Genomic DNA, 23,979 nt, shown 5'->3' with positions numbered 1-23,979 from the left:
CGGGAGGGGGCAGGGTCGCCGGATGGCGCCGCTGACGGCCTTCTTCACCTGCTCCCTCGACCTCCGGCTCACCGACGGGGACGGGCGGTTCGACTGGGCCGAGCCGCCCGAGGACGTGCACGCGTTCGCGAACGACCTCGAGCGCACGGTCGGCACCCACCTCTACGGCCGCCGGATGTGGGAGACGATGCGGTACTGGGCGACCGCCCCTGACGACGGCTCGGTCGAGGGCGAGTACGGGCGGCTCTGGCGCCGCGCCGACCACGTGGTCTTCTCGACGACGCTCGACGCCGTGGACGTGCCCCGCACCCGGCTCGAACGGCGCTTCGACGCCGACGCCGTGCGGCGCCTGAAGGCCGCCGCCACCGCTCCCTTGACGATCGGCGGCGCCGGGATCGCGGCGCACGTCTTCGCGACCGGGCTGGTGGACGAGCTGCAGCTGCTCCTCGTCCCCGTCGTCGTCGGCGAGGGACCGCGCGTGCTGCCGGACGGCGCGCGGCTCGGGCTGGAGCTGCTGGAGCAGCGGACGTTCCCGGCCGGCTGGGTGCACCTGCGGTACGCCGTCGCCGGCCGCCCCTAGCGTCGTCGCATGGCGAAGCGCGATGCGGGAGCCCCGCGGATCGTCCCGGTGGCCCTGCCCGACCTGAGGGCGGGGTCGGCCGACGACCTCGCGGCCGGCGCCCGCGTCGACGGCCTCCGGGTCCACGGCGTCGACGCCTCGGGACGCGGGCTGCAGGACCTCGTGGTGGACGAGAGCCTGCTCGAGTCCGTCGTGCTGGACGGCGCCGTGCTCGACGGCGCGCGCGTCGTCGACAGCGTGCTCGAGGCCGTCACCGCGACGGCCCTGCGCGGCGCGCGGCTCACGCTCCGCGACGTCCGGCTCGAGGGCTGCCGGTTCGGCGCCGCCGAGTGGTTCGAGGCGGACCTCAGCCGCGTCGAGCTCGTCGGCTGCCGGATCGACTACCTCGGGCTCGCGGACGGCCGCCTGGAGGACGTCCGCCTCGTCGACTGCACCGTCGGGGACCTCGACCTGCGGGGGACGACGGCGCGGCGGGTCGCCGTCGTCGGCTCCCGGGTCCGGGAGCTGTCGGTGCGCGGCGCCCGCCTCGAGCACCTCGACCTCCGCGGCGCGGACCTCGAGGGCGTCGACGACCCGCGCGGCCTGGCCGGCGCGATCCTGTCCACGGACCAGCTGCCGCGGTTCGCGCCCCTCTTCGCGGAGGCGCTCGGGGTCACGATCGCCTAGGTGCGGGTGGTCTCGAGCCCCTCACCCGGTGGTGGGCGATCCGGATGGCGCCGCGGGTCAGCGGGGCTGGCCCGTCGAGGCCGAGGTGCCGCCGTCAACGGTCAGCACGGCGCCCATGATGTAGCCCGCGTCCTCCGTGGCGAGGAACAGCACGGCGGGCGCGACGTCCTCGGGCAGCCCGGGGCGGCCGAGCGCGATGCGGTCGACGAAGGGCGCGAGGGACTCGTCGTCGGACCCGACGCCGGCCGTCATCTCCGTCTGCGTGAACGCGGGCGCGACCGCGTTCACCCGCACGCCGCGGCCCCCGTAGTCGAGCGCGAGCGACTGCACGAAGCCGACGACCGCGTGCTTCGTCGCGTTGTAGGCCGCCTGCCCCCAGTCGCCGGAGAGGCCGGACACGCTCGCGACCGCGACGAGCGACCCCTTCGACGCCTCCAGGTGCGGGAGGACCGCCTGCGCGAGGTGGAACAGGCCGTCGACGTTCGTCCGGCGCAGCGCCTCCCAGTCCGACGCGGACAGGTCGACGAGCTCGCCGGCCGCGTACCCGGCCGCGTTGCTCACCACGACGTCGAGCCCGCCGAACGCCTCGACCACCGCGGCGACGACGCGCGCGACGTCGGCCGGGTCGCCCACGTCGCCCTGCACGGCGAGCGCCCGCCCCTCCTCGGCGCCGTCCACGACGCGCTGCAGCGCGTCCTCCCGGCGCCCCGTGACGGCGACGCGCGCCCCGTTGTCGAGGAACGCGCGGGCGATCGCCGCGCCGATCCCGCTGCCGCCGCCCGTGACGAGCACCGCCCTGCCCTCGACCGCGTACCGGTTCACCGTCATGCCGACCCCTCTCCGCCTCCCCCGATCCTCGGGGAGGCACCCGGGCGTCCGCTCGATCGGGCAGGCTCGAGGTCGACGAGGGGAGCGCCGATGCGCGTGGTGATCGTGGGCGGGGTCGCGGCGGGCATGTCCGCGGCGACGAGGCTGCGCCGGCTGGACGAGACCGCCGAGATCCTGGTGCTCGAGGCCGGCGAGCACGTCTCGTTCGCGAACTGCGGCCTGCCGTACCACGTGGGCGGCGTGATCCCGGAGCGCGCTGCGCTGCTGCGGGACGCGGACGGGCTCGCGCGCCGGTTCCGGCTCGACATCCGCACGCGCCACCGCGTGACGGCGATCGACCGGGAGGCGAAGCGCCTGCGGGTCGAGGCGGACGGCACGGCGTCCGAGGAGCGCTACGACGTCCTCGTGCTGGCGCAGGGCGCGGAGCCGGACGCCCTTCCCGCGGACGGCTCCGTGCCGGTGCACGCCCTCCGCAGCGTCGACGACATGGACGGCATCGTCCGCGTCGTCGAGTCCGGAGCGCGGTCCGCGGTCGTCGTCGGCGGCGGCTACATCGGGCTGGAGACGGCGGAGAACCTCGTGCGGCGCGGCCTCGCGGTCGCGCTCGTCGCGCGGGGCGACCAGGTGCTGCACACCCTCGACCCGGAGATGGCCGCCCCCGTCCACCGGGTGCTGCAGGACGCCGGCGTCGACCTCCGCTTCGGCGCGGCCGCGACCGGGGTGGTCGACGGCGCAGTCGTGCTCGAGGGCGGCGAGCGCCTCCCGGCCGACCTCGTGGTCGACGCGACCGGGGTGGCGCCGCGGTCGGAGCCCGCGCACGCCGCGGGGCTGGAGCTCGGTCCGACCGGCGGCATCGCCGTCGACGCGCGGCATCGCACGTCCGACCCCGCGATCCTCGCCGCCGGCGACGCGGTCGAGAAGCGGGACGCGGTGGACGGCGGCCCCGTCCTCGTCGCGCTCGCCGGCCTGGCGAACCGCCACGGGCGGTCGATCGCGGACGTGATCGCGGGCGAGCCGGAGGACGCGGCCCCGGCGATCGGCACGGCGATCGTGCAGGTGTTCGGCCTCGCGGTCGCGACGCTCGGCTGGACCGAGCGGCGCCTGCTCGCCGCGGGCCGGGCGCACCGCGTCCTCCACACCCACCCGGCGCAGCACGCCGGCTACTACCCGGGCGCGACCCCGCTGTCGATCAAGCTGCTCGTCGACGCGGAGACGGACCAGGTGCTCGGGGCGCAGATCACGGGTCGGGACGGGGTCGACAAGCGGATCGACGTGCTGGCGACCGCGATCGCGGGCGGCATCCCCGCATCCGCCCTCTCCCGGCTCGAGCTCGCCTACGCGCCCCAGTTCGGCTCGGCGAAGGACCCGGTGAACCTGCTCGGGTACGTCGCCGGGAACCTCGCCTCCGGAGCCGCGGCGACCGTGCAGTGGCACGAGCTGCCCGGCCTGCAGCGGAGCGGCTGGACGCTCGTCGACGTCCGCACCCCGCAGGAGTTCGCCGCGGGCGCCATCCCGGGCGCGGTCAACGTGCCGCTCGACGACCTCCGCGAGCGCCACGGCGAGCTGCCCGCCGAGCGGCTGGTCGTGCACTGCCAGGTCGGCCAGCGCGGGGCGACGGCCGCGCGGCTGCTGAACCAGCTCGGCCACGCGGCCGCGAACCTCGACGGCGGGTACCGCACCTGGCGCGACGCGGAGGCGACGCGGCGGCACGAGACGGAGGCGGCGGCCTGACCCGGGGCCGCCCCGGAACACGGGGGCGACCATGTGGTTATCATCCGGTAAGCAAATCTGTCCGGCCGACGGCGTCCGGTCCTCGTCACCGACCGCCGGAGCCCCATGAGCACGACCGCACCGGCCCCCCGCAGGGCCCTCTTCGACAAGGACCACCCGCACTACAAGTGGGTGGCCCTCAGCAACACGACGCTCGGCATGCTGATGGCGACGATCAACTCGTCGATCGTCCTCATCTCGCTGCCCGCGATCTTCAACGGGATCAAGCTGAACGCGCTCGACCCGGGCAACACGAGCTACCTGCTGTGGATGCTGATGGGCTTCATGCTCGTCACCGCGGTGCTCGTGGTCGGCTTCGGCCGCCTCGGCGACATGTACGGCCGCGTGAAGATCTACAACGCCGGCTTCGTGCTCTTCACGATCGGCGCGATCGCGCTCTCCCTCGACCCGTTCATGGAGGGGGCCGGCGCGCTCTGGCTGATCCTCTGGCGCGTGTTCCAGGGCATCGGCGCCGCGATGCTGTTCGCCAACTCGACCGCGATCCTGACGGACGCGTTCCCGGCGGAGCGGCGCGGCATGGCGCTCGGCATCAACCAGATCGCCGCGATCGCCGGCTCCTTCATCGGCCTGATCCTCGGCGGCCTCCTCGCCGTGATCGACTGGCGCGCGGTCTTCATCGTGTCCGTGCCGCTCGGCATCATCGGCACGATCTGGTCGTTCAAGTCGCTCCACGAGGTCGGCCAGCGCAACCCGGGGTCGCTCGACATCCCGGGCAACGTGCTCTTCCTCCTCGGCCTGACGTCCCTGCTCACCGGCATCACCTACGGCATCCAGCCCTACGGCGACGACGCGACCGGCTGGCTGAACCCGTGGGTGCTCGGCAGCATCATCGGCGGCGTCGTGCTGCTCGCGGTCTTCGTCGGCGTCGAGCTGCGCAGCCGCGCGCCGATGTTCCAGCTGCGGCTGTTCCGCTCCCGCCCCTTCGCGATGGCGAACCTCGCCGGCATCCTCGCGGCGGTGGGCCGCGGCGGGCTCCAGTTCATGCTGATCATCTGGCTGCAGGGCATCTGGCTGCCGCTGCACGGGTTCGCCTACGAGGACACCCCGCTCTGGGCCGGCATCTACCTGCTGCCGCTCACCGTCGGCTTCCTCATCTCGGGCCCGGTGTCCGGCATCCTCTCCGACCGCTGGGGCGCCCGCGGCCTCGCGACGACCGGCCTGCTGCTCAGCGCCGCCACGTTCGTCGCGCTGCTGCTCATCCCCGTCGACTTCGCCTACTGGGTGTTCGCGGTCATCACCTTCCTGAACGGCGTCGGGTCCGGCATGTTCGGCGCCCCGAACCGCGCGACGATCATGGGCAGCGTGCCCGCGGACCAGCGCGGTTCCGCCTCCGGCATGGCCGGCACGGTCCTGAACGCGGGCTCGTCGCTGTCGATCGGCATCTTCTTCTCGCTGATGGTCGCGGGACTCGCGGGCTCCCTGCCGCAGGCGCTGCGGTCGGGCCTCACCTCGCACTCGGTGCCGGCGCAGGCCGCGGACCAGATCGCGAACATCCCGCCGGTCGGCAGCCTGTTCGCCGCGTTCCTCGGCTACAACCCGATCGAGACGCTGCTCGGCCCGACGGGGATCCTGAAGGCGCTCCCCGCCGCCGACTCCGCCGCCCTGACCGGCAAGGAGTTCTTCCCGAACCTGATCGCCGGGCCGTTCCACGACGGCCTCGTCATCGTCTTCATCGCCGCCGCGGCGATGAGCGTCGTCGGCGCGATCGCCACCTTCGCGGGCGGCTCTCGCACGACGATCGACCGCCCGGCGGCCTCCGCCGCCGAGGCGCGGGGCGAGGCCGTGCTCGCGGAGGCGGACGACGCGTTCGCCCACCACGTGGCGGTCGCGCACGCGGAGCACGCGGACCGCGCCGAGGCGGCGGCCGGCGGCGAGGCCGGGGCGGTCCGGTGAGCACGGCGGACGCGGCCGGCCGGAGCGAGCTGGCGGAGCGGCTGGCCTTCGTGGCCGGCAGCATCAACCGCCGCCTCCGGCCGCCCGCCGACGCGCTGACCCACGTCGCGCTGTCGGCGCTCGCGTCCATCGACCGCGTCGGCGAGGTCCGGCCCGGCGAGCTTGCGCGGATCGAGGGCATCGCGGCGCCCGGGATGACCCGCCTGATCGCGGACCTCGAGGGTCGCGGCCTCGTCAGCCGGGCCGCGGACCCGGACGACGGCCGCTCGCAGCTCATCCGGCTCACGGAGCCGGGCACGGCGGCCCTCGCCGAGGCGCGCGCCGCCCGGGCGGCGGGCGTCGCGGCGATCCTCCACGAGGTCCCGCCCGAGGACCTCGCCGCCGTCGAGCGGGCGGTCGCGCTGCTCGAGCACGCCCTGCTCGTCTCGACGCCCGCCCCGACCCGAGCCTCCTGACCCGACTTCCGTTTTGAAGGAGTTCTCGGCCCTCGCGGTCGAGAACTCCTTCAGAACGGAATGGCGGGAGCGGATCGTCCCCTCCCCAGGGCGCATCCGCCCGATCGGGGGTTCCCGACTCGAGCGCGCCCTCCGCGCCGCGGCACCATGCCCGCGTGACGACGGAGCAGGAGTGGGCGGCCCTCGACGGGCTGGTGCGGACGGTGCTGCAGCAGCACGACGGCGTGGTGCGGACGAGCGCCCTGCTCGCCGCGGGCGTGACCGGCAAGCAGATCGGTGCGCTGACCGGACGCGGCGTCCTCGAACGTCCCCGGAACGCCTGGTACGTCGACCCGGCCCTCGGCTGGGAGGCGAAGTGCGCCGTCCGGGTCGGCGGCATCCTCACCTGCGTCTCGGCCGTCGACTCGTTCGGCCTCCCGGTCCCGAACCCGCCCGTGCGCCGCATCCACGTCCGGGTGCCCGGCAACAGCGCTCGGCGTCGCCACCACCGGAACAAGCGGCACTACGTCGTCCCCGGCGAGGACCGCGAGGTCGTGCTGCACTGGGCGGACGGACCGGGCGCGCGGCCGGGGTGGCGGGTGGGCCTCGTCGAAGCCCTGCTCGAGCTCGCGGGCTGCGTCCCGGAGGACTGGTGGATCGCCGCGCTCGACGCGGCTCGGCACCGTCCGCGCGACGGCGAGCCGCTCCTCTCGGACGATGACTGGACGCGCTTCCGCGAGCTCGTGCCGAAACGGCTGCACGCGGCGCTGGAGCTCGTCGACCCGAGCTCGGAGAGCGTGCTCGAGACGCTCCTCCGGCTCGGCATGCGGCGTCGGGGCATCCCGATCGTCGACCTGCAGTTCGCGCCGGACCCGGTGCACCGGGTCGACTTCCTGCTGCCCGGGAAGCTGATCGTGGAGGCGGACGGCGAGGCCTGGCACGACCCGGAGGCGGATCGGATCCGGGACGCCTTCCTGCGCCGCCTCGGCTACCGCGTCATCCGGTTCTCGTCCCGACGGATCCTCCACGAGCTGGAGGCCGTGCTGGACGAGATCGAGGCCGAGCTCAGCGCCTGATCTCCGTTTTGAAGGAGTTCTTCGAGCGCGAGCGCGAGAACTCCTTCAAAACGGAATCGGCGGGTCAGCAGAAGGCGGCCTCGAGCCGGACGGTCATCGAGTCGACCCGGGACCGGACCACCGGGTCCTCCGTCCACCGGCGCTGCACGCGCGCCATCAGCTCGGCGACCTGCTGCCGGTCCAGCGTCTCGTGGAGGACGATCACGACGAGGACCTCGGCGCCGTCGAGCGACGAGCCCGGGTCGTCCGTGCCGACCCGCGCGGTCGTGACCGCGGGCTCGTCGGCGACCGCGCGCCGGATCGCGCGAGCCACCTCGGGGTCGTTCCAGGGCGCGGTCCACGGCAGGTCCCGCGCCAGCGCCTCGAGCGTGCCGCGGCGCAGCCCGAACCGGTCGGTCGAGGGGTCGATCACGACCAGCTCGGTGCCGTCGCCCGCGGCACCGAGCGCCACCTGCCGGGCGGGCGCGGGCACGGGCCGCGCGGCCGGGTTCCAGGCGCTCATCGCGGCGGCGGAGGAGAACGCGGGCAGCACCCGGCGGCCGTCCGGTCCGGCGACCGTCACGAGCGCGAGCTCCGCCCGCTTGTCGTGGACGAGCCCCGAGTCGCTCGTCCCGGTCTCCCCGACCTCCGCGAGCAGCGGCACGAGCAGCCGGACGTCGCGCAGGGCGTCGACGACCGCCTCCGGTCCGGTCTCGCCGCGCCGAAAGGCCGCGAGCGCCGCCGCGTAGGCGGCGGGCGCGGTGCCGTCGTCGCCCGACCACGGGGACGGGGCCGCCTCGAAGGACCGCCCGGCCCAGGGGCGACCGGCCGAGTCCGACGGGTTCACAGCGTCGCGACGGCGAGCGCCTCGGTCAGCGTGAACGCGCCCGCGTAGAGCGCCTTGCCGACGATCGCGCCCTCCAGGCCGCGGTCGGTGAGGGATCGGAGCCGCTGCAGGTCCTCGAGGGAGGAGATGCCGCCGGAGGCGACGACCGGCTTCCCGGTGCGCTCGAGCACCTCGCCGAGCAGCTCGAGGTTCGGGCCGGCGAGGGTGCCGTCCTTCGTGACGTCGGTGACGACGTACCGGGCGCAGCCGGCGTGCTCGAGCCGGTCCAGCACCTCCCACAGGTCGCCGCCCTCCCGGGTCCAGCCGCGGGCGGCGAGGGTCGTGCCGCGCACGTCGAGGCCGACCGCGATGCGGTCGCCGTACAGGCCGATGATCCGCTCGGTCCACGCCGGGTCCTCGAGCGCCGCGGTGCCGATGTTCACCCGCTGCGCGCCGGTGCCGAGCGCGGCCTCGAGGCTCGCGTCGTCGCGGATGCCGCCCGACAGCTCGACGCGCACGTCCGGCACCCGGTCGATCGCGGCCTGGATCACCTCGAGGTTGCTGCCGCGGCCGAACGCGGCGTCGAGGTCCACGAGGTGGATCCACGACGCGCCCTGGTCCGCCCAGTCCCGCGCGGCGGCGATCGGGTCGCCGTACCCGGTCTCGCTGCCGGCCTCCCCCTGCACGAGGCGGACGGCCTGGCCGCCCGCGACGTCGACGGCGGGCAGCAGGACGAGCGGACGCGCGAGCGTCGGGTCGGGCAGGCTCACAGGGTCTCCAGCCAGTTGGTGAGGAGTCGCAGCCCGGCGGCGCCGGACTTCTCGGGGTGGAACTGGGTCGCGGCGAGCGGGCCGTTCTCGACGGCCGCGACGAACGGCCCGCCGTGCTCGCCCCACGTCACCATCGGCGCGGCGAGTCGGGCGTGGGGCTCCATGGTCCACTCGCGCACCCCGTAGGAGTGCACGAAGTAGAACCGCTCGTCGCGGATCCCCGCGAAGAGCCGCGACGCCTCCGGTGCGCGGACGAGGTCCCAGCCCATGTGCGGGAGGACGGGGGCGTCGAGGCGCTCGACGGTGCCGGGCCACTCCCCCATGCCCTCCGTCGTGACGCCGCCCTCGACGCCGCGGTCGAACAGCACCTGGAGCCCGACGCAGACGCCGAGGACCGGCCGCCCGCCCGCGAGGCGGCGGCCGATCAGCTCGGGCCCCCGCTCCGCCTCGAGCCCGCTCATGACGGAGGCGAAGGCGCCGACGCCCGGCACGTACAGGCCGTCGGCCTCCATCACGGCCGCGCGATCGGCGGTCAGGCGGACGTCCGCTCCGGCGGCCTCGAGCGCCTTGACCGCGGAGTGGACGTTGCCGCTGCCGTAGTCGAACACCGTGACGCGCGGTCGCGCGGTCACAGCGCGCCCTTCGTCGACGGGACGCCCGCGACCTGCGGGTCCGGCGCCTTCGCAGCGCGGAAGGCGCGCGCGAACGCCTTGAACTCGCTCTCCGCGATGTGGTGCGGATCGCGGCCGGCGAGCACGTCGACGTGGGCGGTCATCCGCGCGTTCAGCACGATCGCCTCGAACACGTGCCGGACCATCGAGCCGGTGAAGTGGCCGCCGATCAGGTGGAGCTCGAAGCCGGCGGGCTCGCCGCCGTGCACGAGGTAGGGGCGCCCGGACAGGTCGACCACGGCGCGGGTGAGCGCCTCGTCGAGCGGCACGGTCGCGTCGCCGAAGCGGGCGATGCCGCGCTTGTCGCCGAGCGCCTCCCGGATCGCGTCGCCGAGCACGATGCCGACGTCCTCGGCCGTGTGGTGCACGTCGATGTCGGTGTCGCCGCTCGCCGTCACGACGAGGTCGGTGAGCGAGTGCTTCGCGAAGGCGGTGAGCAGGTGGTCGAGGAACGGCACCGAGGTGCGGATCGTCGAGGCGCCGGTGCCGTCGAGGTCGAGCGAGAGCTCGATCGAGGACTCGGAGGTGGCCCGGGAGCGGGACGCGGTGCGGCTCATCGCGCGCCCACCGGGGTCAGGCTGGTCATGGCGTCGAGGAACAGGTCGGTCTCCTCCGCGGTGCCGGCGCTCACGCGGAGCGCGCCGGGGATGGCCAGGTCGCGGATCAGGACGCCGCGGTCGAGCAGCCCCTGCCAGAGGGCGCGCGGATCCTCGACGCCGCCGAAGAGCAGGAAGTTCGTCCAGCTCGGCCAGACGCGGTAGCCGAGCGCCTCGAGGCCGGCAGCGGTGCGGTCGCGCTGCGTGCGGATCTCGTCGACCATCCGCAGCATGAGCGGGGCGTGGTCGAGCGCGCCGAGCGCAGCCGCCTGCGTGAGCGAGGACAGGTGGTACGGCAGCCGGACGAGCCGGAGCGCGTCGATGAACGCGGGGTCCGCCGCCAGGTAGCCGAGGCGGGCGCCGGCGAAGGCGAAGGCCTTGCTCATGGTGCGGGAGACCGCGAGGCGCGGCCGCCCGGGCAGCAGCGTCAGGGCGCTCGGCGCGTCGGCGGGCATGAACTCCCCGTAGGCCTCGTCGACCACGAGCACGCCCTCGAACGCGTCGTAGGCGGCGCGGACGGCGTCGAGCCCGACCGGCGTGCCGGTCGGGTTGTTCGGCGCGGCCAGCACGACGAGGTCGGGCCGGGTGCGCTCGATCTCCGCCACGACGGTCTCGGGCGACAGGCGGAAGTCGTCGTCGCGTCGCCCCTCCACGACCGCCGTGCCCGTCGTGAGCGCGTAGTTCGGGTACATCGAGTACGTCGGCGGGAACGTGAGGAGGGTCCGGCCGGGGCCGCCGAAGGCCTGGAACACCTGCTGGAGCACCTCGTTGGAGCCGTTCGCGGCCCACAGCTGCGCCGGGCTCAGGTCGTGGCCCAGGTACCGCGCGAGCGCCTCTCGGAGCGCGGTGAACTCGCGGTCCGGGTACCGGTTGACCTCGTCGAGCGCGGCGCCGACCCGGCGCAGGATGTCGGCGCGGACCTCGTCCGGCACCGGATGCGTGTTCTCGTTCACGTTCAGCGTCACGGGCACGTGCAGCTGGGGGGCTCCGTACGGGCTCCGACCCACGAGGTCGGCGCGCAGCGGGAGGTCCGCGAACGAGGTCACCCCCCGATTCTCGCAGACGACGCCCGGCGGGCTCCCGGGGTCAGCCTGCGGGGAGGACGAGCACCTCGCCGGCCTGGATCACGGCCCCGTCGAGCCCGTTCGCGCGCTCGAGCGCGGCGACGGTGCCGCGGGGGTCGGCGTGCGGCGCGACGCGCTCGGCGATGGTCCAGAGGGTGTCCCCGGTGCCCACGACGACCGTGCGCACGGCGGTGCGCGGCTCGGTGCGGGGCGCGGCCTCCGCGGTGCCCGGCGCCGCCGCGAGCAGGGCGCCCGACAGGGCGAGGAGCGCGGGGAGCACCACCAGCACGACCCGACCGCGTCGCGTGAGCCGCAGCCGCGTCGGACGGGAGGCCGTCGCGGCCGGACGCGCCGCAGCGGCGGCGGACCGGGTGCCGGCCACCGCGGGTCGGACGTCGGCGGGACGGAGACCGGCGCGCAGCGGCGCCGGAGCGGTGCGCTGCTCGCGCACCACCGGCACCCGCTGCGCGCAGGCCGCCCCGCCCCGGACGGCGACGCGGCGCGCCGGCACCGGCGTGGTCTCGTACTCGATCCAGTCGTCCTGCACCGTGAACATCGCGTTCCCCTCCCGCATCCGCCGTCCGTTCGAACGTACCTTCGACTGTTCGAACCGGCAAGCAGATCTTCGAACGGGGCACCGACAGCGGTCCACGAGTGCTCGAACAGGTGTTTGCATCACGCGGCCGCTCGCGAATAACATGGGTGTGACTTCCCGGCGAGGACCGCGGGACCCCGGCCGATCTGGAGGACCGATGACCGACGAGCAGACCGAGGCGAAGCCGCGCACCCGGCGCCGCACCTCGCTGTCGCCCAAGCAGCACGCGATCCTCGAGGTCATTCAGAACTCGGTGGCCTCCCGCGGCTACCCGCCGAGCATGCGCGAGATCGGCGACGCCGTCGGCCTCGCCTCGCTCTCGAGCGTGACGCACCAGCTCAAGCAGCTCGAGCTCTCCGGCTACCTGCGGCGCGACCCGAAGCGCCCCCGCGCGCTCGAGGTCGTGATCCCGGTCCCGACCTCGTCGACCGTGGAGCACGACGCGCCCTCGATCCCGGTCGGCGACGCCGCGATGGTGCCGCTCGTCGGGCGCATCGCCGCGGGCATCCCGATCACCGCGGAGCAGCAGGTCGACGAGGTCTTCCCGCTCCCGCGCCAGCTCGTCGGCAAGGGCGACCTGTTCATGCTCAAGGTCGTCGGCGAGTCGATGATCGACGCCGCCATCTGCGACGGCGACTGGGTCGTCGTGCGGTCGCAGCAGACCGCTGAGAACGGCGACATCGTCGCGGCCATGCTCGACGGCGAGGCGACGGTGAAGGTGTTCCGGCAGCGCGACGGACACACCTGGCTGCTGCCGCGCAACACGGCCTTCGAGCCGATCCTCGGCGACGAGGCCGTCGTGCTCGGCAAGGTCGTCGCGATCCTCCGCGCGGTCTAGACCGCGCCGCCGGGCCTCCTCCGCACGGAGGAGATCGGGGGCAGGAGCCTGCGGGCGACCGCGCCGCCTCCGTACGGTGGACCCGCGCCGCTCGTCGCGGCGCGGGAGGAGCGGCCGTGATCGAGGCGACGGGGCTGGTGAAGCGCTACGGCGCGAAGACCGCGGTGGCGGGGATCGACTTCGAGGTGAGGCCCGGCCTGGTCACCGGGTTCCTCGGTCCGAACGGCGCCGGCAAGTCCACGACGATGCGCATGATCGTCGGTCTCGACGCGCCCACGGCGGGCTCCGTGACCGTGAACGGCCGGCGCTACCGCGAGCACCGGGCGCCGCTGCACGAGGTCGGCGCCCTGCTCGAGGCGAAGGCGGCGCACCGCGGCCGCAGCGCCCGCAACCACCTCCGGGTCCTCGCGGCGACGCACGGCATCCCGGACCGCCGGGTGCAGGAGGTCATCGACCTCGCCGGCCTCCACGAGGTCGCGGGCAAGCGCGTCGGCGGCTTCTCGCTCGGCATGGGCCAGCGCCTCGGCATCGCGGCCGCCCTGCTCGGGGACCCCGCCACGCTGATCCTCGACGAGCCGGTGAACGGGCTCGACCCGGACGGCGTCCGCTGGGTGCGCACCTTCGTCCGCGAGCTCGCCGCCGAGGGCCGCACGGTCCTGCTCTCCTCGCACCTGATGAGCGAGATGGCGCAGACCGCCGACCACGTGATCGTGCTCGGGCGCGGCCGGGTGCTCGCCGACATGCCGATCGGCGACCTGATCGCCGGCGGCGGGTCGAAGGTGACCGTCGCGTCGCCGCGCGCGACCGAGCTCGCCGCGCTGCTCGCGGCCCGCGGTGCGACGACCGCGCCGACCGGCGACGGCCGGTTCGACGTCTCCGGGCTCGACGCGGCCGCCGTCGGCGACCTCGCCGCGGCTTCGGGCATCGCCCTCCACGAGCTCACCACCGTCGGCTCCTCGCTCGAGGAGGTCTACATGGCCATGACCGCGGACGACGTCGAGTACCGCAGCGCGCCGACCGGCGTCGACACCGAGAGGACCCCGGCATGACCGCCGTTCCCGCGACCCGACCCGCCGGCTCGGCCGGGACCGCCGGCGTGACCGCGCTCCACGTCCTGCGGTCCGAGTGGCTGAAGCTCGTGACTGTCCGCAGCACCTTCTGGACCACGGCGGTGGCTCTGCTGATCGCCGCGGCGATCGCCCTGCTGTTCGGCGCGGCGGTCGACCCGGACCCGGGATCCGCGACGGCCTCCGCGCTGCTCGGTTCGACGGTCGGGCTCGGCTTCGTCGCGCTCGTCGTCGGCGTCCTCGGCGTGCTCGCGATCGGCGGCGAGTACGCGACGCTGCAGATCCGCTCCTCCTACACCGCGGTGCCCCGGCGCTGGCCGGCGCTCGTGGCCAAGGGGGCGGTGGTGGCCGCGTGGTCCTTCGTGGTCGGCCTCGTCGTGACCTTCGGCGGCTTCGGCGTCATCGCGGGGCTCTTCGCCGGCAAGGGGGTCGGCGTCCCGCTCGACGGTGAGGCGGTCGGCGTGCTGGTCGGCGGCGCCGTCTACCTTGCGGTGATCGGCGCCTTCTCGGTCGGGCTCGGCGCGCTCGTGCGGTCCTCGGCGGCGGGGATCACGATCCTCTCCGCGGTGCTCTTCGTCGCGCCGGTCGTCCTCCAGCTGCTGGCGGTCGCCCTGCGGGCCGAGTGGGTCGGCCGCGCGAACGAGTACCTGCTGTCGAACGCGGGCGGCGTGCTCTTCACCCGGCCCGGCGAGGCCTCCGTAGCCCTGTGGGCGGCGCTGCTCGCGCTCGCCTGCTGGCTGGCCGCGGTCTGGGTGCCGGCGCTCCTGCTGACCCGCGGGCGGGATGTCTGACGACGCGCGGACGCTGCCCGTCCCGGGCCTGCGGAACGGCCGGGACCTCGGCGGGCTGCCGCGGCACGACGGGACGAGGACGCCCTCCGGGGTCTTCCTGCGCTCCGAGGTCCCCGACCTCGTCGACCCGGCCGGATGGCGGGTCCTGATCGAGCGCGGGGTCCGGAGCGTGCTCGACCTCCGCGAGCCCGCCGAGCGGTCCGCGCGCCGCTCCAGCCCTCCCGCGGAGGTCGCGGACCTCCACGTCCCGCACGACGGCCTCGAGCACGAGGCCTTCTGGGCCGACTACTGGGACTCCGGCCTCGCCGGCACGCCCGTCTACTACCTCCCGCACCTGCAGCAGCTGCCCGAGCGCACCGTCGCCGTCCTCTCGGCGATCGCGGTCGCGCCCGAGGGCGGCCTCCTCCTGCACTGCGCGGGCGGCCGGGACCGGACCGGGATCATCTCCGCGGTCCTCCTCCGCATCGCGGGCGCGACCGACGACGCGATCACCGACGACTACCTGGCATCGATCGCGAACGCGTCGGCACTGGCGGCCGCCCGCGGCCGGCCGGACGAGGAGCCGGCGGTCGCGGCACTGCTCGCGTCGCGCGGCACGGACTCGGAGGAGGCGTTCCGCGCCTTCCTGGCCGGCCTCGACGTCGACGCGCTGCTCGCGGATCTGCCGGTCGAGCAGGCGAGCGCCCTCCGGACCTGGCGAGGAGCGCTGCCCGTCGCCTGATCCTCAGGCCGGCACCGCGTTGACGGCGTGCTCCCCGGTCGCCCAGAGGTGCTGCACCGCGTACGCCCGGTAGGGCGACCAGGCGCGCGACCGGACCTCGAGCGCGCGCGGCGCGTCGGGGAGGCCGAGCCGACGGGCGGCCGCGACGACGCCGAGGTCGCCGGGGAGGAAGGCGTCCGCGTCGCCCAGCGCGCGCATGAGCACCGTGTCCGCCGTCCACGGACCGATGCCGGGCAGCGCGAGGAGGGCCGCGCGCACGACCCGCGGGTCGGCCGCCAGGTCGACGACGCCGTCGGCGAGCGCCGCCGCGACCCCGAGCAGCGTCCGCAGCCGCGACGCGGGCATGCGGACGACCTCCGCGACCCGCTCGGGCGCGGCGACGAGGTCCGCGGCGCGCGGGAAGACGCGGGTCAGCCCGCCGTCGGGCGCCTCGAGCGGCGCGCCGAGGGCGGCGACGAGCCGGGCGGCATGCGTGCGCGCGGCGGCGGTCGAGACCTGCTGCCCGAGCACGGCCCGCAGCACCATCGCCTCGGGGTCGACCGTGCCCGGCACCCGCCGCCCCGGCGCGGCCGCCACGAGCGGCGCGAGACCGGGATCGGCGGCGAGGGCCGCGTCGACCTCGAGCGGGTCGGCGTCGAGGTCGAAGGTCCGCCGGACCCGACGCAGCGCCTCCTCCTCGTCCGCGGCCTCGCCGAGCACGAGGCGCACCGGCACGGCGTCGGCCTCCGGCAGCCCGACCGTCACGACGCTCGGGCCGCCCGGCAGCGGCACGACGGCGCGGTAGGCCCCGTCCGCCCACTCCTCGACACCCGGCACCGCGGTCGCGGCGAGGTGCCCGTAGAGGTTCGAGGGGTCGAGCGGCGGGCGGAACGGGAGGCGCCGGACGAGCTCGATCACGCGGTGAGCGTGAAGCGGCGCCGGTAGGCCTGCGGCGACGTGTGCAGCACCGTCGAGAAGTGGTGGCGCAGCACGGCCGCCTGGCCGAACCCGACCCGGCGTGCGACGTCCTCGACCGGCAGGTCCGTGGACTCGAGCAGCTGCTGCGCACGGGCGAGCCGCTGGCGCGCGACCCATGCGGCGGGCGTCGTGCCGGTCGACTCGCGGAAGCGGCGCGCGAAGGTGCGGGGCGACTGCAGCGCCCGCGCGGCGAGCACGTCGACGGTCAGGTCCTCGGCGAGGTGCTCCTCGATCCAGTCGATGACCGCGGCGTAGCCGTCGTCGGCGCACTCGGGGACGGGCACGGCGATGTACTGCGCCTGCCCGCCGTCGCGCTGCGGCGGCACGACCATGCGGCGGGCGATGACGTTCGCGGCACGCGGGCCGAGCTCGGTCCGCACCAGGTGGAGCGACGCGTCGATGCTCGCCGCGGTGCCGGCGCTCGTGATGATCCGATCCCGCTCGACGTAGAGCACGTCCGGGTCGACCGTGGTGAGGGGGCACGCGTCGGCCAGCTCGGCCGTGTGCTTCCAGTGCGTGGTGCTCGGCCGGCCGTCGAGCAGACCGGCGGCCGCGAGGACGAAGGCGCCGGTGCAGGCGCTCATCACCCATGCCCCGCGGGCATGCGCCGCACGCAGGGCCTCGAGGACCCGCGGGTCGACCTCGGTGCCGACGTCCGGCGCGGGCACCGCGATGAGATCGGCGTCCGCGGCCGCGTCGAGCCCCTCCTCGACCGTCAGCGTCAGCCCGTGCGGCAGGCGCACGGGACCGGGCTCCGCCGCGACGACGTGGAAGTCGAACGGCGGGAGGCCGTCGTCCGACCGGTCGATGCCGAACACCTCGCAGAGGATCCCGAACTCGACCACGGCCATCTCGTCGAGCGCGAGGACGGCGACCTTCTTCAGCACCGGACCAGTCTGGCAGAGATTCGACGGTCGGTGTCAGAACTGCCACTCGTGGCAGGAACGACCCGGTCGTAGCCTTCCTGCCATGACGCTCCTCCTCGTCCTCGCAGTCCTCGCCGCCGGCCTCGTGCTCGGCACGGTCGGAGCGGTCCGCACCGACGGCTACGGGCGGCGGCCCGATCACGACGACCGGACCGCCGCTCCGCAGCGGTACCTGTGACCGCTCAGCCGCGCACGAGGTAGGGCTCGAGCGCGGCCCGCTCCTCGTCGCCGACCAGGGCCTGGATCCGCGCGCCGCCCTCCTCGTACACGGTGGCGAGCACGCGGCCCTTCTCGTGGATCATCGACACGACGCCGCCCTCGTCGAACGGGACGAGCACCGTCACCTCGTGCCGCGGCACGGGCAGCAGGGCCGCGATGGTCCCGAGCAGCCGGTCGACGCCCTCGCCGGTACGGGCGGAGACGAACAGCGCAGTCGGCTCCATCCCGCGGAGCACGAGGCGCGTCGCCTCGTCGGCGAGGTCGGCCTTGTTGAAGACGACCTGCTCGGGCACGTCCCGCGCGCCGACCTCGGCGATGACCTGCCGCACGGTCGCCAGCTGGGAGGCGGGGTCCGGGTGCGACGCGTCGACGACGTGGAGCACGAGGTCCGCCTGCTCGACCTCCTCCAGCGTCGACCGGAACGCCTCGACCAGCTGGTGGGGCAGGTTCCGCACGAAGCCGACGGTGTCGACCAGCGTGTAGGGCCGGCCGTCCTCGGTCTCCGTGCGGCGCACGGTCGTGTCGAGGGTCGCGAACAGCGCGTTCTCGACCAGGGCGCCCGCCCGGGTGATCCGGTTGAGCAGGCTCGACTTCCCGGCGTTCGTGTAGCCGGCGATCGCGACGGACGGGATCGCGTTGCGGACGCGGTTCTGCCGCTTGACCGCGCGCGCGGGCGCCATGTCCGCGATCTCCCGGCGCAGCTTCGCCATGCGGGAGTGGATGCGGCGTCGGTCGAGCTCGATCTTCGTCTCACCGGGACCGCGCGAGCCCATGCCGGCGCCCGCCCCGCCGACCTGGCCACCGGCCTGGCGGGACATCGAGTCGCCCCAGCCGCGGAGGCGCGGCAGGAGGTACTGCAGCTGCGCGAGCTCGACCTGCGCCTTGCCCTCACGGCTCTTCGCGTGCTGGCTGAAGATGTCGAGGATCACCGCCGTGCGGTCGATCACCTTCACCTTCACGACGTCCTCGAGCGCGCGCCGCTGGCTCGGGGCCAGCTCGGTGTCGGCGATCACGGTGTCGGCGCCGACCATGCGGACGACGTCGCGCAGCTCCTCCGCCTTGCCCGAGCCGAAGTAGGTGGACGGGTCCGGGTGCGAACGGCGCTGCAGCAGGCCGTCCATGACCTGGGCGCCCGCGGTCTCCGCGAGGGCAGCGAGCTCGCGGAGGCTCGTCTCCGCCTCGACCTGCCCTCGCGAGTAGACGCCGATGAGCACGACGCGCTCGAGGCGCAGCTGCCGGTACTCGACCTCGGTGACGTCCTGGAGCTCGGTCGAGAGCCCCTGGACGCGGCGGAGCGACTGGCGCTCCTCCAGGTCGAACTGCTCCCCGTCGAAGTCGTCGTGGGTCGCGTCGATCGCGCGCTCGAGGTCCGTGGTGCGGATGGTGTCGGTCAAGAGACTCCTTGCGATGCGGCCCGGTCGGGTCCGCTGTGGTTCGATGCTTCGTCGTGGACGGGGAGCACTACTTCACCGCGCGGCCCGCCAGCGAGCTGCACGAGCGGACGATCCGCGTGGTGCTCCAGGGTGAGACCTTCGACCTCAAGACGGCTGACGGCGTCTTCAGCTCGGAGCATCTCGACACCGGGACCGCAGTGCTGCTCGCGACCGTCCCGCCTCCTGCGACGGAGGGGGATCTGCTGGACCTCGGCTGCGGCTGGGGTCCGATCGCGATCGCGTTGGCCAGACGGTCTCCCGGTGCTTCGGTGTGGGCTGTGGATGTGAACGAGCGCGCCCTCACGCTCGCCGCCGCGAATGCCCTGATCGCCGGCGTAGAAGTCAAAGCGACATGGCCCCAGGGTATTCCCGAGGACGTCCGGTTCGCCACGATCTGGTCGAATCCGCCGATCCGCATCGGCAAGGCGGCGCTGCACGAGCTGCTGGCCATGTGGCTGCCCCGGCTGGCGCCCGGCGGCACGGCGTGGCTCGTCGTCGCGAAGCAGCTCGGCGCCGACTCGCTGCAGCGGTGGGTCGCCGAGACCTTCCCGGACCTCGCCGTGTCGCGCGCGACGACCGACAAGGGCTTCCGGGTGCTGCGCGTCTCCCGCCCCTGATCGCGGAGGACGTGCGGATCCGCGAACAGGGTCAGAGCTCGGTGACGCCCGTGTAGACGAGCTCGGCCGGGCCGGACAGCGAGACGTGCTCGCCGTCCTCCGCCCGGAACACCCGGACGCCGAGGACGCCGCCCGGCACGGTGACGCGCCAGTCGTCCGGCGCGCTGGGGCCTGCCCAGTAGCGGGTCGCGAGCGCCGCGGCGACCGCGCCGGTGCCGCAGGAGAGGGTCTCGCCGCTCCCCCGCTCGTGCACGCGCATGCGGATCCGCCCGATGCCGTCCTCCACCAGCGGGTCCTCCGGCCGGACGAGCTCGACGTTCGCGCCGGCGACGGGCGGCGGGTCGAGCACGGGACCGGTCGACAGGTCGGCGGCGGCCAGCTCGGCGTCGTCGCCGAGCGCCACGACCACGTGCGGGTTCGGCACGTCGACGGCGAGGCCGGGACGGACGACGTCGACGCCGGCGATGCGCACGGCGACGTCGTCGGCGCCGAAGGTCCAGCCGCCGAGGTCGGCGGCGAAACCGGTCGCGGTGCGCTGCACGGTGACGATCCCGCCGCGCGTCGCGATCGGCAGCGAGCCGCCCGCGGGGATCTCGGCGAGGCCCTCGGCGAGCAGGAAGGCGGTGAAGACCCGGATGCCGTTGCCGCACATCTCGGCGACGGAGCCGTCGGCGTTGCGGTAGTCCATGAACCACTCGGCGTCCGCGTCGCCGGCGAGCGGCTCCGCGGCGACGCGGACTGCCCGGAGGAGCCCGTCGGCGCCGATGCCGAAGCGGCGGTCGCAGAGGCGCGCGACGTCGCTCGGGGCGAGGACGACGTCGCCGTCCGGATCGGCGACGAGCACGAAGTCGTTGCCGGTGCCGTGCCCCTTCGTGAAGCGGAGCTCGGTCATGGGCCGAGCCTAGCGAGCGGGCAGGACCCGCTCCGCCGCCGCCGGGCGCCCGAGGACGGCGACCGCGACCGCCGCGGCGACGGCCAGCAGGCCGCCCGCGACGCCGAAGGCGGCGCCGGGCACGGCGCCCGCGAGCAGGGACCCCGCCGCCGCGGCGAGGATCAGCACCGCGACCTGCACCGCGAAGACGGCGGGCACCCGCTGCGGCGCGACGAAGCGGTCGAGGACCAGGGCGGTGCCGAGGGACTGCACCGCGGTCGCGAGGCCGAGGGCGACGGCGAGCGGGACCGCGGCGAGCCCCGTGGCGAGCAGCCCGTAGACCGCCGCCATGGCCGCCGTCCCGCCGAGCAGCAGCCGGACGGCACGGTGGGGCCCGACCCGGCCGCCGACGAGCACGGCCCCCGCGACCTCGGCGAGCGCCAGGACCGCGAACGCGGCGCCGGCGGTGGTCGCGCCGGAGCGCACCGGCAGCAGCACCTGCAGCGTGCCGATCCCGAAGCCCGCGGACCCGGCGACGAGCAGGAGGGCGAGCACGCCCGAGCGCGAGCCGGTCGCCGCGGTGCGCGGTGCGGCGGCGCGCGCCGTCGCGGGGACGGCGCCGCGGTGCGCCGCGACGAGGAGGACGGCGGCGCCGATGCCGCCCGCGGCCGCGAGGGGCGGTGCCAGCGCGACGCGGCCCGACGCGGCCAGGCCGGCCGCGAGGAGCGGCCCGAGGGCGATGCCGGCCTGGAACAGCACGTTGACGAGCGCGTACGCCCCGGGGCGATCCGCGCCCGGCAGGGTGCCGGCGAACCGGCCGCGCACCGCGGGCGTGATCGCCGGGATCGCGAGACCGGCGAGCGCCGCGCCGGCGAGGCTCCAGGGCCCCTGGAGCAGGAGCACCGCGGGGACGCCGACCGCGGCGGCGCCGATGAGCAGCGGCGCCGTCCGCACACGCGCGAGCAGGGCGCCCTGGGTCACGACGCCGAGGGCGTTGCCGACGCCGAAGACCGCGGCGACGAGGCCCGCGTCGACGGCGGAGCCGCCGCGGGCGAGCGCCGTCAGCACGACGGTCAGGGGCCACATCCCGATCGGCACCGCGCCGATGAACGCCGCGAGCAGGGCGAGCGCGGTGGAGGGGCGGCGGAGCAGCCGGCCGTAGGTGCGCACGAGGGTCCTTCGATCGACCCGCCCACCCGGAAGAGGCTGCTTCCTCAGGGAGCCGCGCGGCGGCTCGAGGTCGAGGATAGCGCCGGGGACGTCACCGGGCGGCGCGGACCGCCGCGAGCACCCGGTCGGCGGCGGACGCGTCCGTCCCGTCGAGGGTGACGGCGCCCTCGTCGCGGGCGAACCAGGCGCGCTGCCGGCGCACGAGCCGCCACGTGAGCCGGATCGTCTCCGCCAGCCCCTCCTCCGCTCCCAGGTCGCCGCGCAGCACCGCGATCGCCTGCGCGTACCCGATCGCGCGGGACGCGGTCTGCCCGTCCGCGAGGCCGAGCGGCAGCAGGCCGCGGACCTCGTCGAGCAGTCCGCCCGACCACATCCGCTCCGCGCGCACCCGCAGACGGTCGGCGAGCGGCTCCCCCGGCACCTCCGCGACGAACCGCAGCGCGGGCCGCCACAGCGGCGCCGCGTCGGGCAGCGAGGCGGCGAACGGCCGGCCGGTGAGCGTCACGACCTCGAGCGCGCGGACGACCTTGCGCAGGTTCGCGGAGTGGATGCGGCTCGCCGCGACCGGGTCCTGCTCGGCGAGGCGCCGCCAGAGCGCCTCCGACCCGAGGACCTCGCCCTGCTCCTCCAGCTCGGCCCGCAGCACGGGGTCGGTCGCGGGGAACTCGAGCTCGCGGATCACCGACTCGACGTAGAGGCCGGAGCCGCCGACGAGGATCGGCACCGCACCGCGCGCCTCGACGTCCACGATCGCCGCGCGGGCGGCGTCCCGGTACACCGCGACGCTCGCGGTCTCGGTGACGTCCCACAGGTCGAAGCAGTGGTGCGGCACCCCGCGGCGCTCGGCGACCGGCAGCTTCGCCGTGCCCACGTCCATCCCGCGGTACAGCTGCATCGCGTCGGCGTTGACGATCTCGGCGGCGCCGCCCTCGCGCGCGATCGCCTCCGCGACGTCCAGCGAGAGTCCGGTCTTCCCGGTCCCCGTGGCCCCGGCCAGGACGAGCAGCACGGGCGGGATCAGCCCAGCAGGTCAGGACGCAGCCCGGGCAGGCCGAGCGACACCGCCCGACCGGCACCGGCGGGCTCCGGCACCGCGCAGGACGCGGCCTCGCGGGCGTCCCACGCGTCGCCCGCGCGCGTCCGCTCGAGGCGCGCCTCGGTGCCGACCGGCACGTCGCCGATGAGGAACGCGGGCGCGGCGTCCGTGACCCGCACGGTGACGAGGTCCCCGGGGCGCGGGGCGGGCGACCCCTCGGGCAGCCCGACGTGCACGAGCCGGTTGTCCCGCGCGCGGCCGGACAGGCGACGCGTCGCGCCGTCCTTCCGGCCCTCCCCCGCACCGACGAGCACCTCGACCTCGCGGCCGACCAGCGCCCGGTTGCCGGCCCACGAGAGCTCCTCCTGCAGCGCGGTCAGCCGCTGGTAGCGCTCCTGGACGACCTCCTTCGGCACCTGGTCGGGCATGGTGGCCGCCGGGGTGCCGGGACGGATCGAGTACTGGAAGGTGAAGGCGGAGGCGAATCGCGACTGCTCGACGACCCGCATGGTGTCCTCGAAGTCCTCGTCGGTCTCGCCCGGGAAGCCGACGATGACGTCCGTGGTGATCGCCGCGTCGGGGATGCGGTCGCGCACCGCGTCGAGGATCCGCAGGAACCGGTCGGAGCGGTAGGAGCGCCGCATCGCGCGCAGCACGCGGTCGCTGCCGGACTGCAGCGGCATGTGCAGCTGCGGCATCACGGCCGGCGTCTCCGCCATCGCGTCGATCACGTCGTCGGTGAACGCGGCGGGGTGCGGGCTCGTGAACCGCACCCGCCGGAGGCCCTCGATCCCCCCGGTGGCGCGCAAGAGCCCCGCGAACGCCCCGCGGTCCCCGAACTGCACGCCGTACGAGTTGACGTTCTGGCCGAGCAGGGTCACCTCGATCGCGCCGTCGTCGACGAGCGCGCGGATCTCGCCGAGCACGTCGCCGGGCCGGCGGTCCTGCTCCTTGCCGCGCAGCGACGGCACGATGCAGAACGTGCACGTGTTGTTGCAGCCGACCGAGATCGACACCCACCCGCTGTAGGTGGACTCGCGCTTGGTCGGCAGCGTCGAGGGGAACACCTCGAGCGACTCGAGGATCTCGACCTGCGCCGCGTGGTTGTGCCGGGCGCGGTCGAGCAGGCGCGGCAGGGCGCCGACGTTGTGCGTGCCGAAGACGACGTCGACCCACGGCGCCTTCTCGATGATCGTCGTGCGGTCCTTCTGCGCGAGGCAGCCGCCGACGGCGATCTGGAAGCCCTCGTGCTCGCGCTTCACCTTGGCGAGGTGCCCGAGGTTGCCGTAGAGGCGGTTGTCGGCGTTCTCGCGCACCGCGCAGGTGTTCAGCACGACGACGTCCGCCTGCGCGCCCGGCTCCGCGGCGACGTAGCCCGCCGCCTCGAGGGAGCCGGCGAGGCGCTCGGAGTCGTGCACGTTCATCTGGCAGCCGTACGTGCGCACCTCGTAGGTGCGCGCCGGCGCCTCGAGCAGGTCGGTCACCACTGCAGTGTAGGAACGCGGCGGGCGTCCGCCCCGCCGCGCCCCTGGCGGGGCGCTCCGCTGCTCGCGCGGCCGAGCGC

26 protein-coding genes are annotated in these 23,979 nt (G+C 75.2%); 12 read left to right on the top strand and 14 right to left on the bottom strand.

All coding sequences use genetic code 11. From position 1 onward, the window contains the following. Positions 1–22: 22 nt before the first annotated feature. Together D1781_RS07795 and D1781_RS07790 are read left to right on the top strand one after the other, a co-directional pair. On the top strand, positions 23–580 hold the full coding sequence (locus D1781_RS07795; protein WP_119481608.1) for a dihydrofolate reductase family protein: 558 nt from the start codon (positions 23–25) through the stop codon (positions 578–580). A 9-nt stretch (positions 581–589) separates the two neighbouring features. Beyond that, positions 590–1,246 (top strand): pentapeptide repeat-containing protein, encoded by a 657-nt coding sequence (locus D1781_RS07790; RefSeq protein WP_147392053.1) that lies wholly within the window; start codon positions 590–592, stop codon positions 1,244–1,246. Positions 1,247–1,303: 57 nt separating this feature from the next. Here D1781_RS07790 and D1781_RS07785 read toward each other — a convergent pair whose 3' ends face one another. Beyond that, entirely contained in the window at positions 1,304–2,074 is a 771-nt protein-coding gene (locus D1781_RS07785) for an SDR family NAD(P)-dependent oxidoreductase (RefSeq protein ID WP_119481606.1), read from the bottom strand. Positions 2,075–2,164: 90 nt separating this feature from the next. Here D1781_RS07785 and D1781_RS07780 point away from each other — a divergent pair, with 90 nt between their 5' ends. From D1781_RS07780 to D1781_RS07765, 4 genes are all read left to right on the top strand, one after another. Further along, positions 2,165–3,805, top strand: coding sequence for an FAD-dependent oxidoreductase (locus tag D1781_RS07780; RefSeq protein WP_119481605.1), 1,641 nt, complete (start codon positions 2,165–2,167; stop codon positions 3,803–3,805). Positions 3,806–3,910: 105 nt separating this feature from the next. Beyond that, a complete protein-coding gene (locus D1781_RS07775; protein ID WP_119481604.1) occupies positions 3,911–5,758 on the top strand; it encodes an MFS transporter in 1,848 nt (615 codons plus the stop codon). Continuing rightward, a complete protein-coding gene (locus D1781_RS07770) occupies positions 5,755–6,213 on the top strand; it encodes a MarR family winged helix-turn-helix transcriptional regulator (protein ID WP_119481603.1) in 459 nt (152 codons plus the stop codon). Before D1781_RS07775 ends, D1781_RS07770 begins: the two co-directional genes overlap by 4 nt. A gap of 155 nt (positions 6,214–6,368) precedes the next feature. Further along, a complete protein-coding gene (locus tag D1781_RS07765) occupies positions 6,369–7,268 on the top strand; it encodes an endonuclease domain-containing protein (protein WP_119481602.1) in 900 nt (299 codons plus the stop codon). Positions 7,269–7,332: 64 nt separating this feature from the next. On the opposite strand, the gene D1781_RS07760 is transcribed toward D1781_RS07765, so the two are convergent. From D1781_RS07760 to D1781_RS07735, 6 genes are read right to left on the bottom strand one after another with little or no spacing between them, the layout of a single operon-like run. Beyond that, positions 7,333–8,094, bottom strand: coding sequence for an SseB family protein (locus tag D1781_RS07760; protein ID WP_119481601.1), 762 nt, complete (start codon positions 8,092–8,094; stop codon positions 7,333–7,335). Then, a complete protein-coding gene (priA, locus tag D1781_RS07755; RefSeq protein WP_119481811.1) occupies positions 8,091–8,837 on the bottom strand; it encodes a bifunctional 1-(5-phosphoribosyl)-5-((5-phosphoribosylamino)methylideneamino)imidazole-4-carboxamide isomerase/phosphoribosylanthranilate isomerase PriA in 747 nt (248 codons plus the stop codon). Before priA ends, D1781_RS07760 begins: the two co-directional genes overlap by 4 nt. Positions 8,838–8,839: 2 nt before the next feature. Then, positions 8,840–9,475 carry an imidazole glycerol phosphate synthase subunit HisH gene (gene hisH, locus D1781_RS07750; protein ID WP_119481600.1) on the bottom strand — a complete coding sequence of 212 codons (636 nt, stop codon included), beginning with the start codon at positions 9,473–9,475 and terminating at the stop codon, positions 8,840–8,842. Further along, entirely contained in the window at positions 9,472–10,071 is a 600-nt protein-coding gene (gene hisB, locus D1781_RS07745) for an imidazoleglycerol-phosphate dehydratase HisB (RefSeq protein ID WP_119481599.1), read from the bottom strand. Before hisB ends, hisH begins: the two co-directional genes overlap by 4 nt. After that, positions 10,068–11,156 carry a histidinol-phosphate transaminase gene (locus D1781_RS07740; protein WP_119481598.1) on the bottom strand — a complete coding sequence of 363 codons (1,089 nt, stop codon included), beginning with the start codon at positions 11,154–11,156 and terminating at the stop codon, positions 10,068–10,070. The genes hisB and D1781_RS07740 overlap by 4 nt, the downstream gene beginning before the upstream one ends. A 40-nt stretch (positions 11,157–11,196) precedes the next feature. Further along, on the bottom strand, positions 11,197–11,730 hold the full coding sequence (locus D1781_RS07735; RefSeq protein WP_119481810.1) for a LysM peptidoglycan-binding domain-containing protein: 534 nt from the start codon (positions 11,728–11,730) through the stop codon (positions 11,197–11,199). Positions 11,731–11,926: 196 nt separating this feature from the next. On the opposite strand from D1781_RS07735, the gene lexA reads away from it, so the two are divergent. The 4 genes from lexA to D1781_RS07715 all read left to right on the top strand — a co-directional run bounded on the left by lexA (position 11,927) and on the right by D1781_RS07715 (position 15,186). Beyond that, positions 11,927–12,607, top strand: a complete 681-nt coding sequence (gene lexA, locus D1781_RS07730) for a transcriptional repressor LexA (protein WP_199706430.1) — start codon at positions 11,927–11,929, stop codon at positions 12,605–12,607. Between the two features lie 116 nt (positions 12,608–12,723). Next, complete coding sequence (locus tag D1781_RS07725) at positions 12,724–13,656, top strand: ABC transporter ATP-binding protein (protein WP_119481596.1); 933 nt, start codon at positions 12,724–12,726, stop codon at positions 13,654–13,656. Then, entirely contained in the window at positions 13,653–14,465 is an 813-nt protein-coding gene (locus tag D1781_RS07720) for a M48 family metalloprotease (protein ID WP_119481595.1), read from the top strand. Before D1781_RS07725 ends, D1781_RS07720 begins: the two co-directional genes overlap by 4 nt. Next, positions 14,458–15,186: a tyrosine-protein phosphatase gene (locus tag D1781_RS07715; protein ID WP_119481594.1), complete on the top strand. Its 729-nt coding sequence runs from the start codon at positions 14,458–14,460 to the stop codon at positions 15,184–15,186. Before D1781_RS07720 ends, D1781_RS07715 begins: the two co-directional genes overlap by 8 nt. Positions 15,187–15,189: 3 nt before the next feature. Here the strand turns inward: D1781_RS07715 and D1781_RS07710 are convergent, their stop codons facing one another. Both D1781_RS07710 and D1781_RS07705 read right to left on the bottom strand, forming a co-directional pair. Continuing rightward, the gene (locus D1781_RS07710) at positions 15,190–16,083 is read right to left on the bottom strand and encodes a DNA-3-methyladenine glycosylase family protein (protein WP_119481593.1); all 894 of its coding nucleotides are present in this window, start codon (positions 16,081–16,083) and stop codon (positions 15,190–15,192) included. Next, positions 16,080–17,030 carry a helix-turn-helix domain-containing protein gene (locus D1781_RS07705; protein WP_119481592.1) on the bottom strand — a complete coding sequence of 317 codons (951 nt, stop codon included), beginning with the start codon at positions 17,028–17,030 and terminating at the stop codon, positions 16,080–16,082. Before D1781_RS07705 ends, D1781_RS07710 begins: the two co-directional genes overlap by 4 nt. Before the next feature lie 82 nt (positions 17,031–17,112). Between D1781_RS07705 and D1781_RS18060 the strand changes: the two genes are divergently transcribed. After that, positions 17,113–17,247 (top strand): hypothetical protein, encoded by a 135-nt coding sequence (locus D1781_RS18060; RefSeq protein ID WP_267899790.1) that lies wholly within the window; start codon positions 17,113–17,115, stop codon positions 17,245–17,247. Between the two features lie 4 nt (positions 17,248–17,251). Here the strand turns inward: D1781_RS18060 and hflX are convergent, their stop codons facing one another. Further along, positions 17,252–18,670 carry a GTPase HflX gene (gene hflX / locus D1781_RS07700; protein ID WP_233551161.1) on the bottom strand — a complete coding sequence of 473 codons (1,419 nt, stop codon included), beginning with the start codon at positions 18,668–18,670 and terminating at the stop codon, positions 17,252–17,254. A 65-nt stretch (positions 18,671–18,735) separates the two neighbouring features. Between hflX and D1781_RS07695 the strand changes: the two genes are divergently transcribed. Next, entirely contained in the window at positions 18,736–19,338 is a 603-nt protein-coding gene (locus tag D1781_RS07695; protein ID WP_119481590.1) for a class I SAM-dependent methyltransferase, read from the top strand. Between the two features lie 31 nt (positions 19,339–19,369). Here D1781_RS07695 and dapF read toward each other — a convergent pair whose 3' ends face one another. From dapF to miaB, 4 genes are all read right to left on the bottom strand, one after another. Further along, positions 19,370–20,230 (bottom strand): diaminopimelate epimerase, encoded by an 861-nt coding sequence (gene dapF, locus D1781_RS07690; RefSeq protein WP_119481589.1) that lies wholly within the window; start codon positions 20,228–20,230, stop codon positions 19,370–19,372. 9 nt (positions 20,231–20,239) lie between these two features. Next, entirely contained in the window at positions 20,240–21,379 is a 1,140-nt protein-coding gene (locus tag D1781_RS07685) for an MFS transporter (RefSeq protein ID WP_119481588.1), read from the bottom strand. Positions 21,380–21,470: 91 nt separating this feature from the next. Next, positions 21,471–22,397 (bottom strand): tRNA (adenosine(37)-N6)-dimethylallyltransferase MiaA, encoded by a 927-nt coding sequence (miaA, locus tag D1781_RS07680; protein WP_119481587.1) that lies wholly within the window; start codon positions 22,395–22,397, stop codon positions 21,471–21,473. Continuing rightward, entirely contained in the window at positions 22,397–23,899 is a 1,503-nt protein-coding gene (gene miaB / locus D1781_RS07675; RefSeq protein ID WP_267899789.1) for a tRNA (N6-isopentenyl adenosine(37)-C2)-methylthiotransferase MiaB, read from the bottom strand. Before miaB ends, miaA begins: the two co-directional genes overlap by 1 nt. Positions 23,900–23,979: the final 80 nt, after the last annotated feature.

Source organism: Amnibacterium setariae (assembly GCF_003581425.1).
GTDB classification, from domain to species: domain Bacteria; phylum Actinomycetota; class Actinomycetes; order Actinomycetales; family Microbacteriaceae; genus Amnibacterium; species Amnibacterium setariae.
The sequence above is the reverse complement of the archived record's forward strand: the minus strand, read 5'-3'. Positions and strand labels throughout refer to the sequence as shown.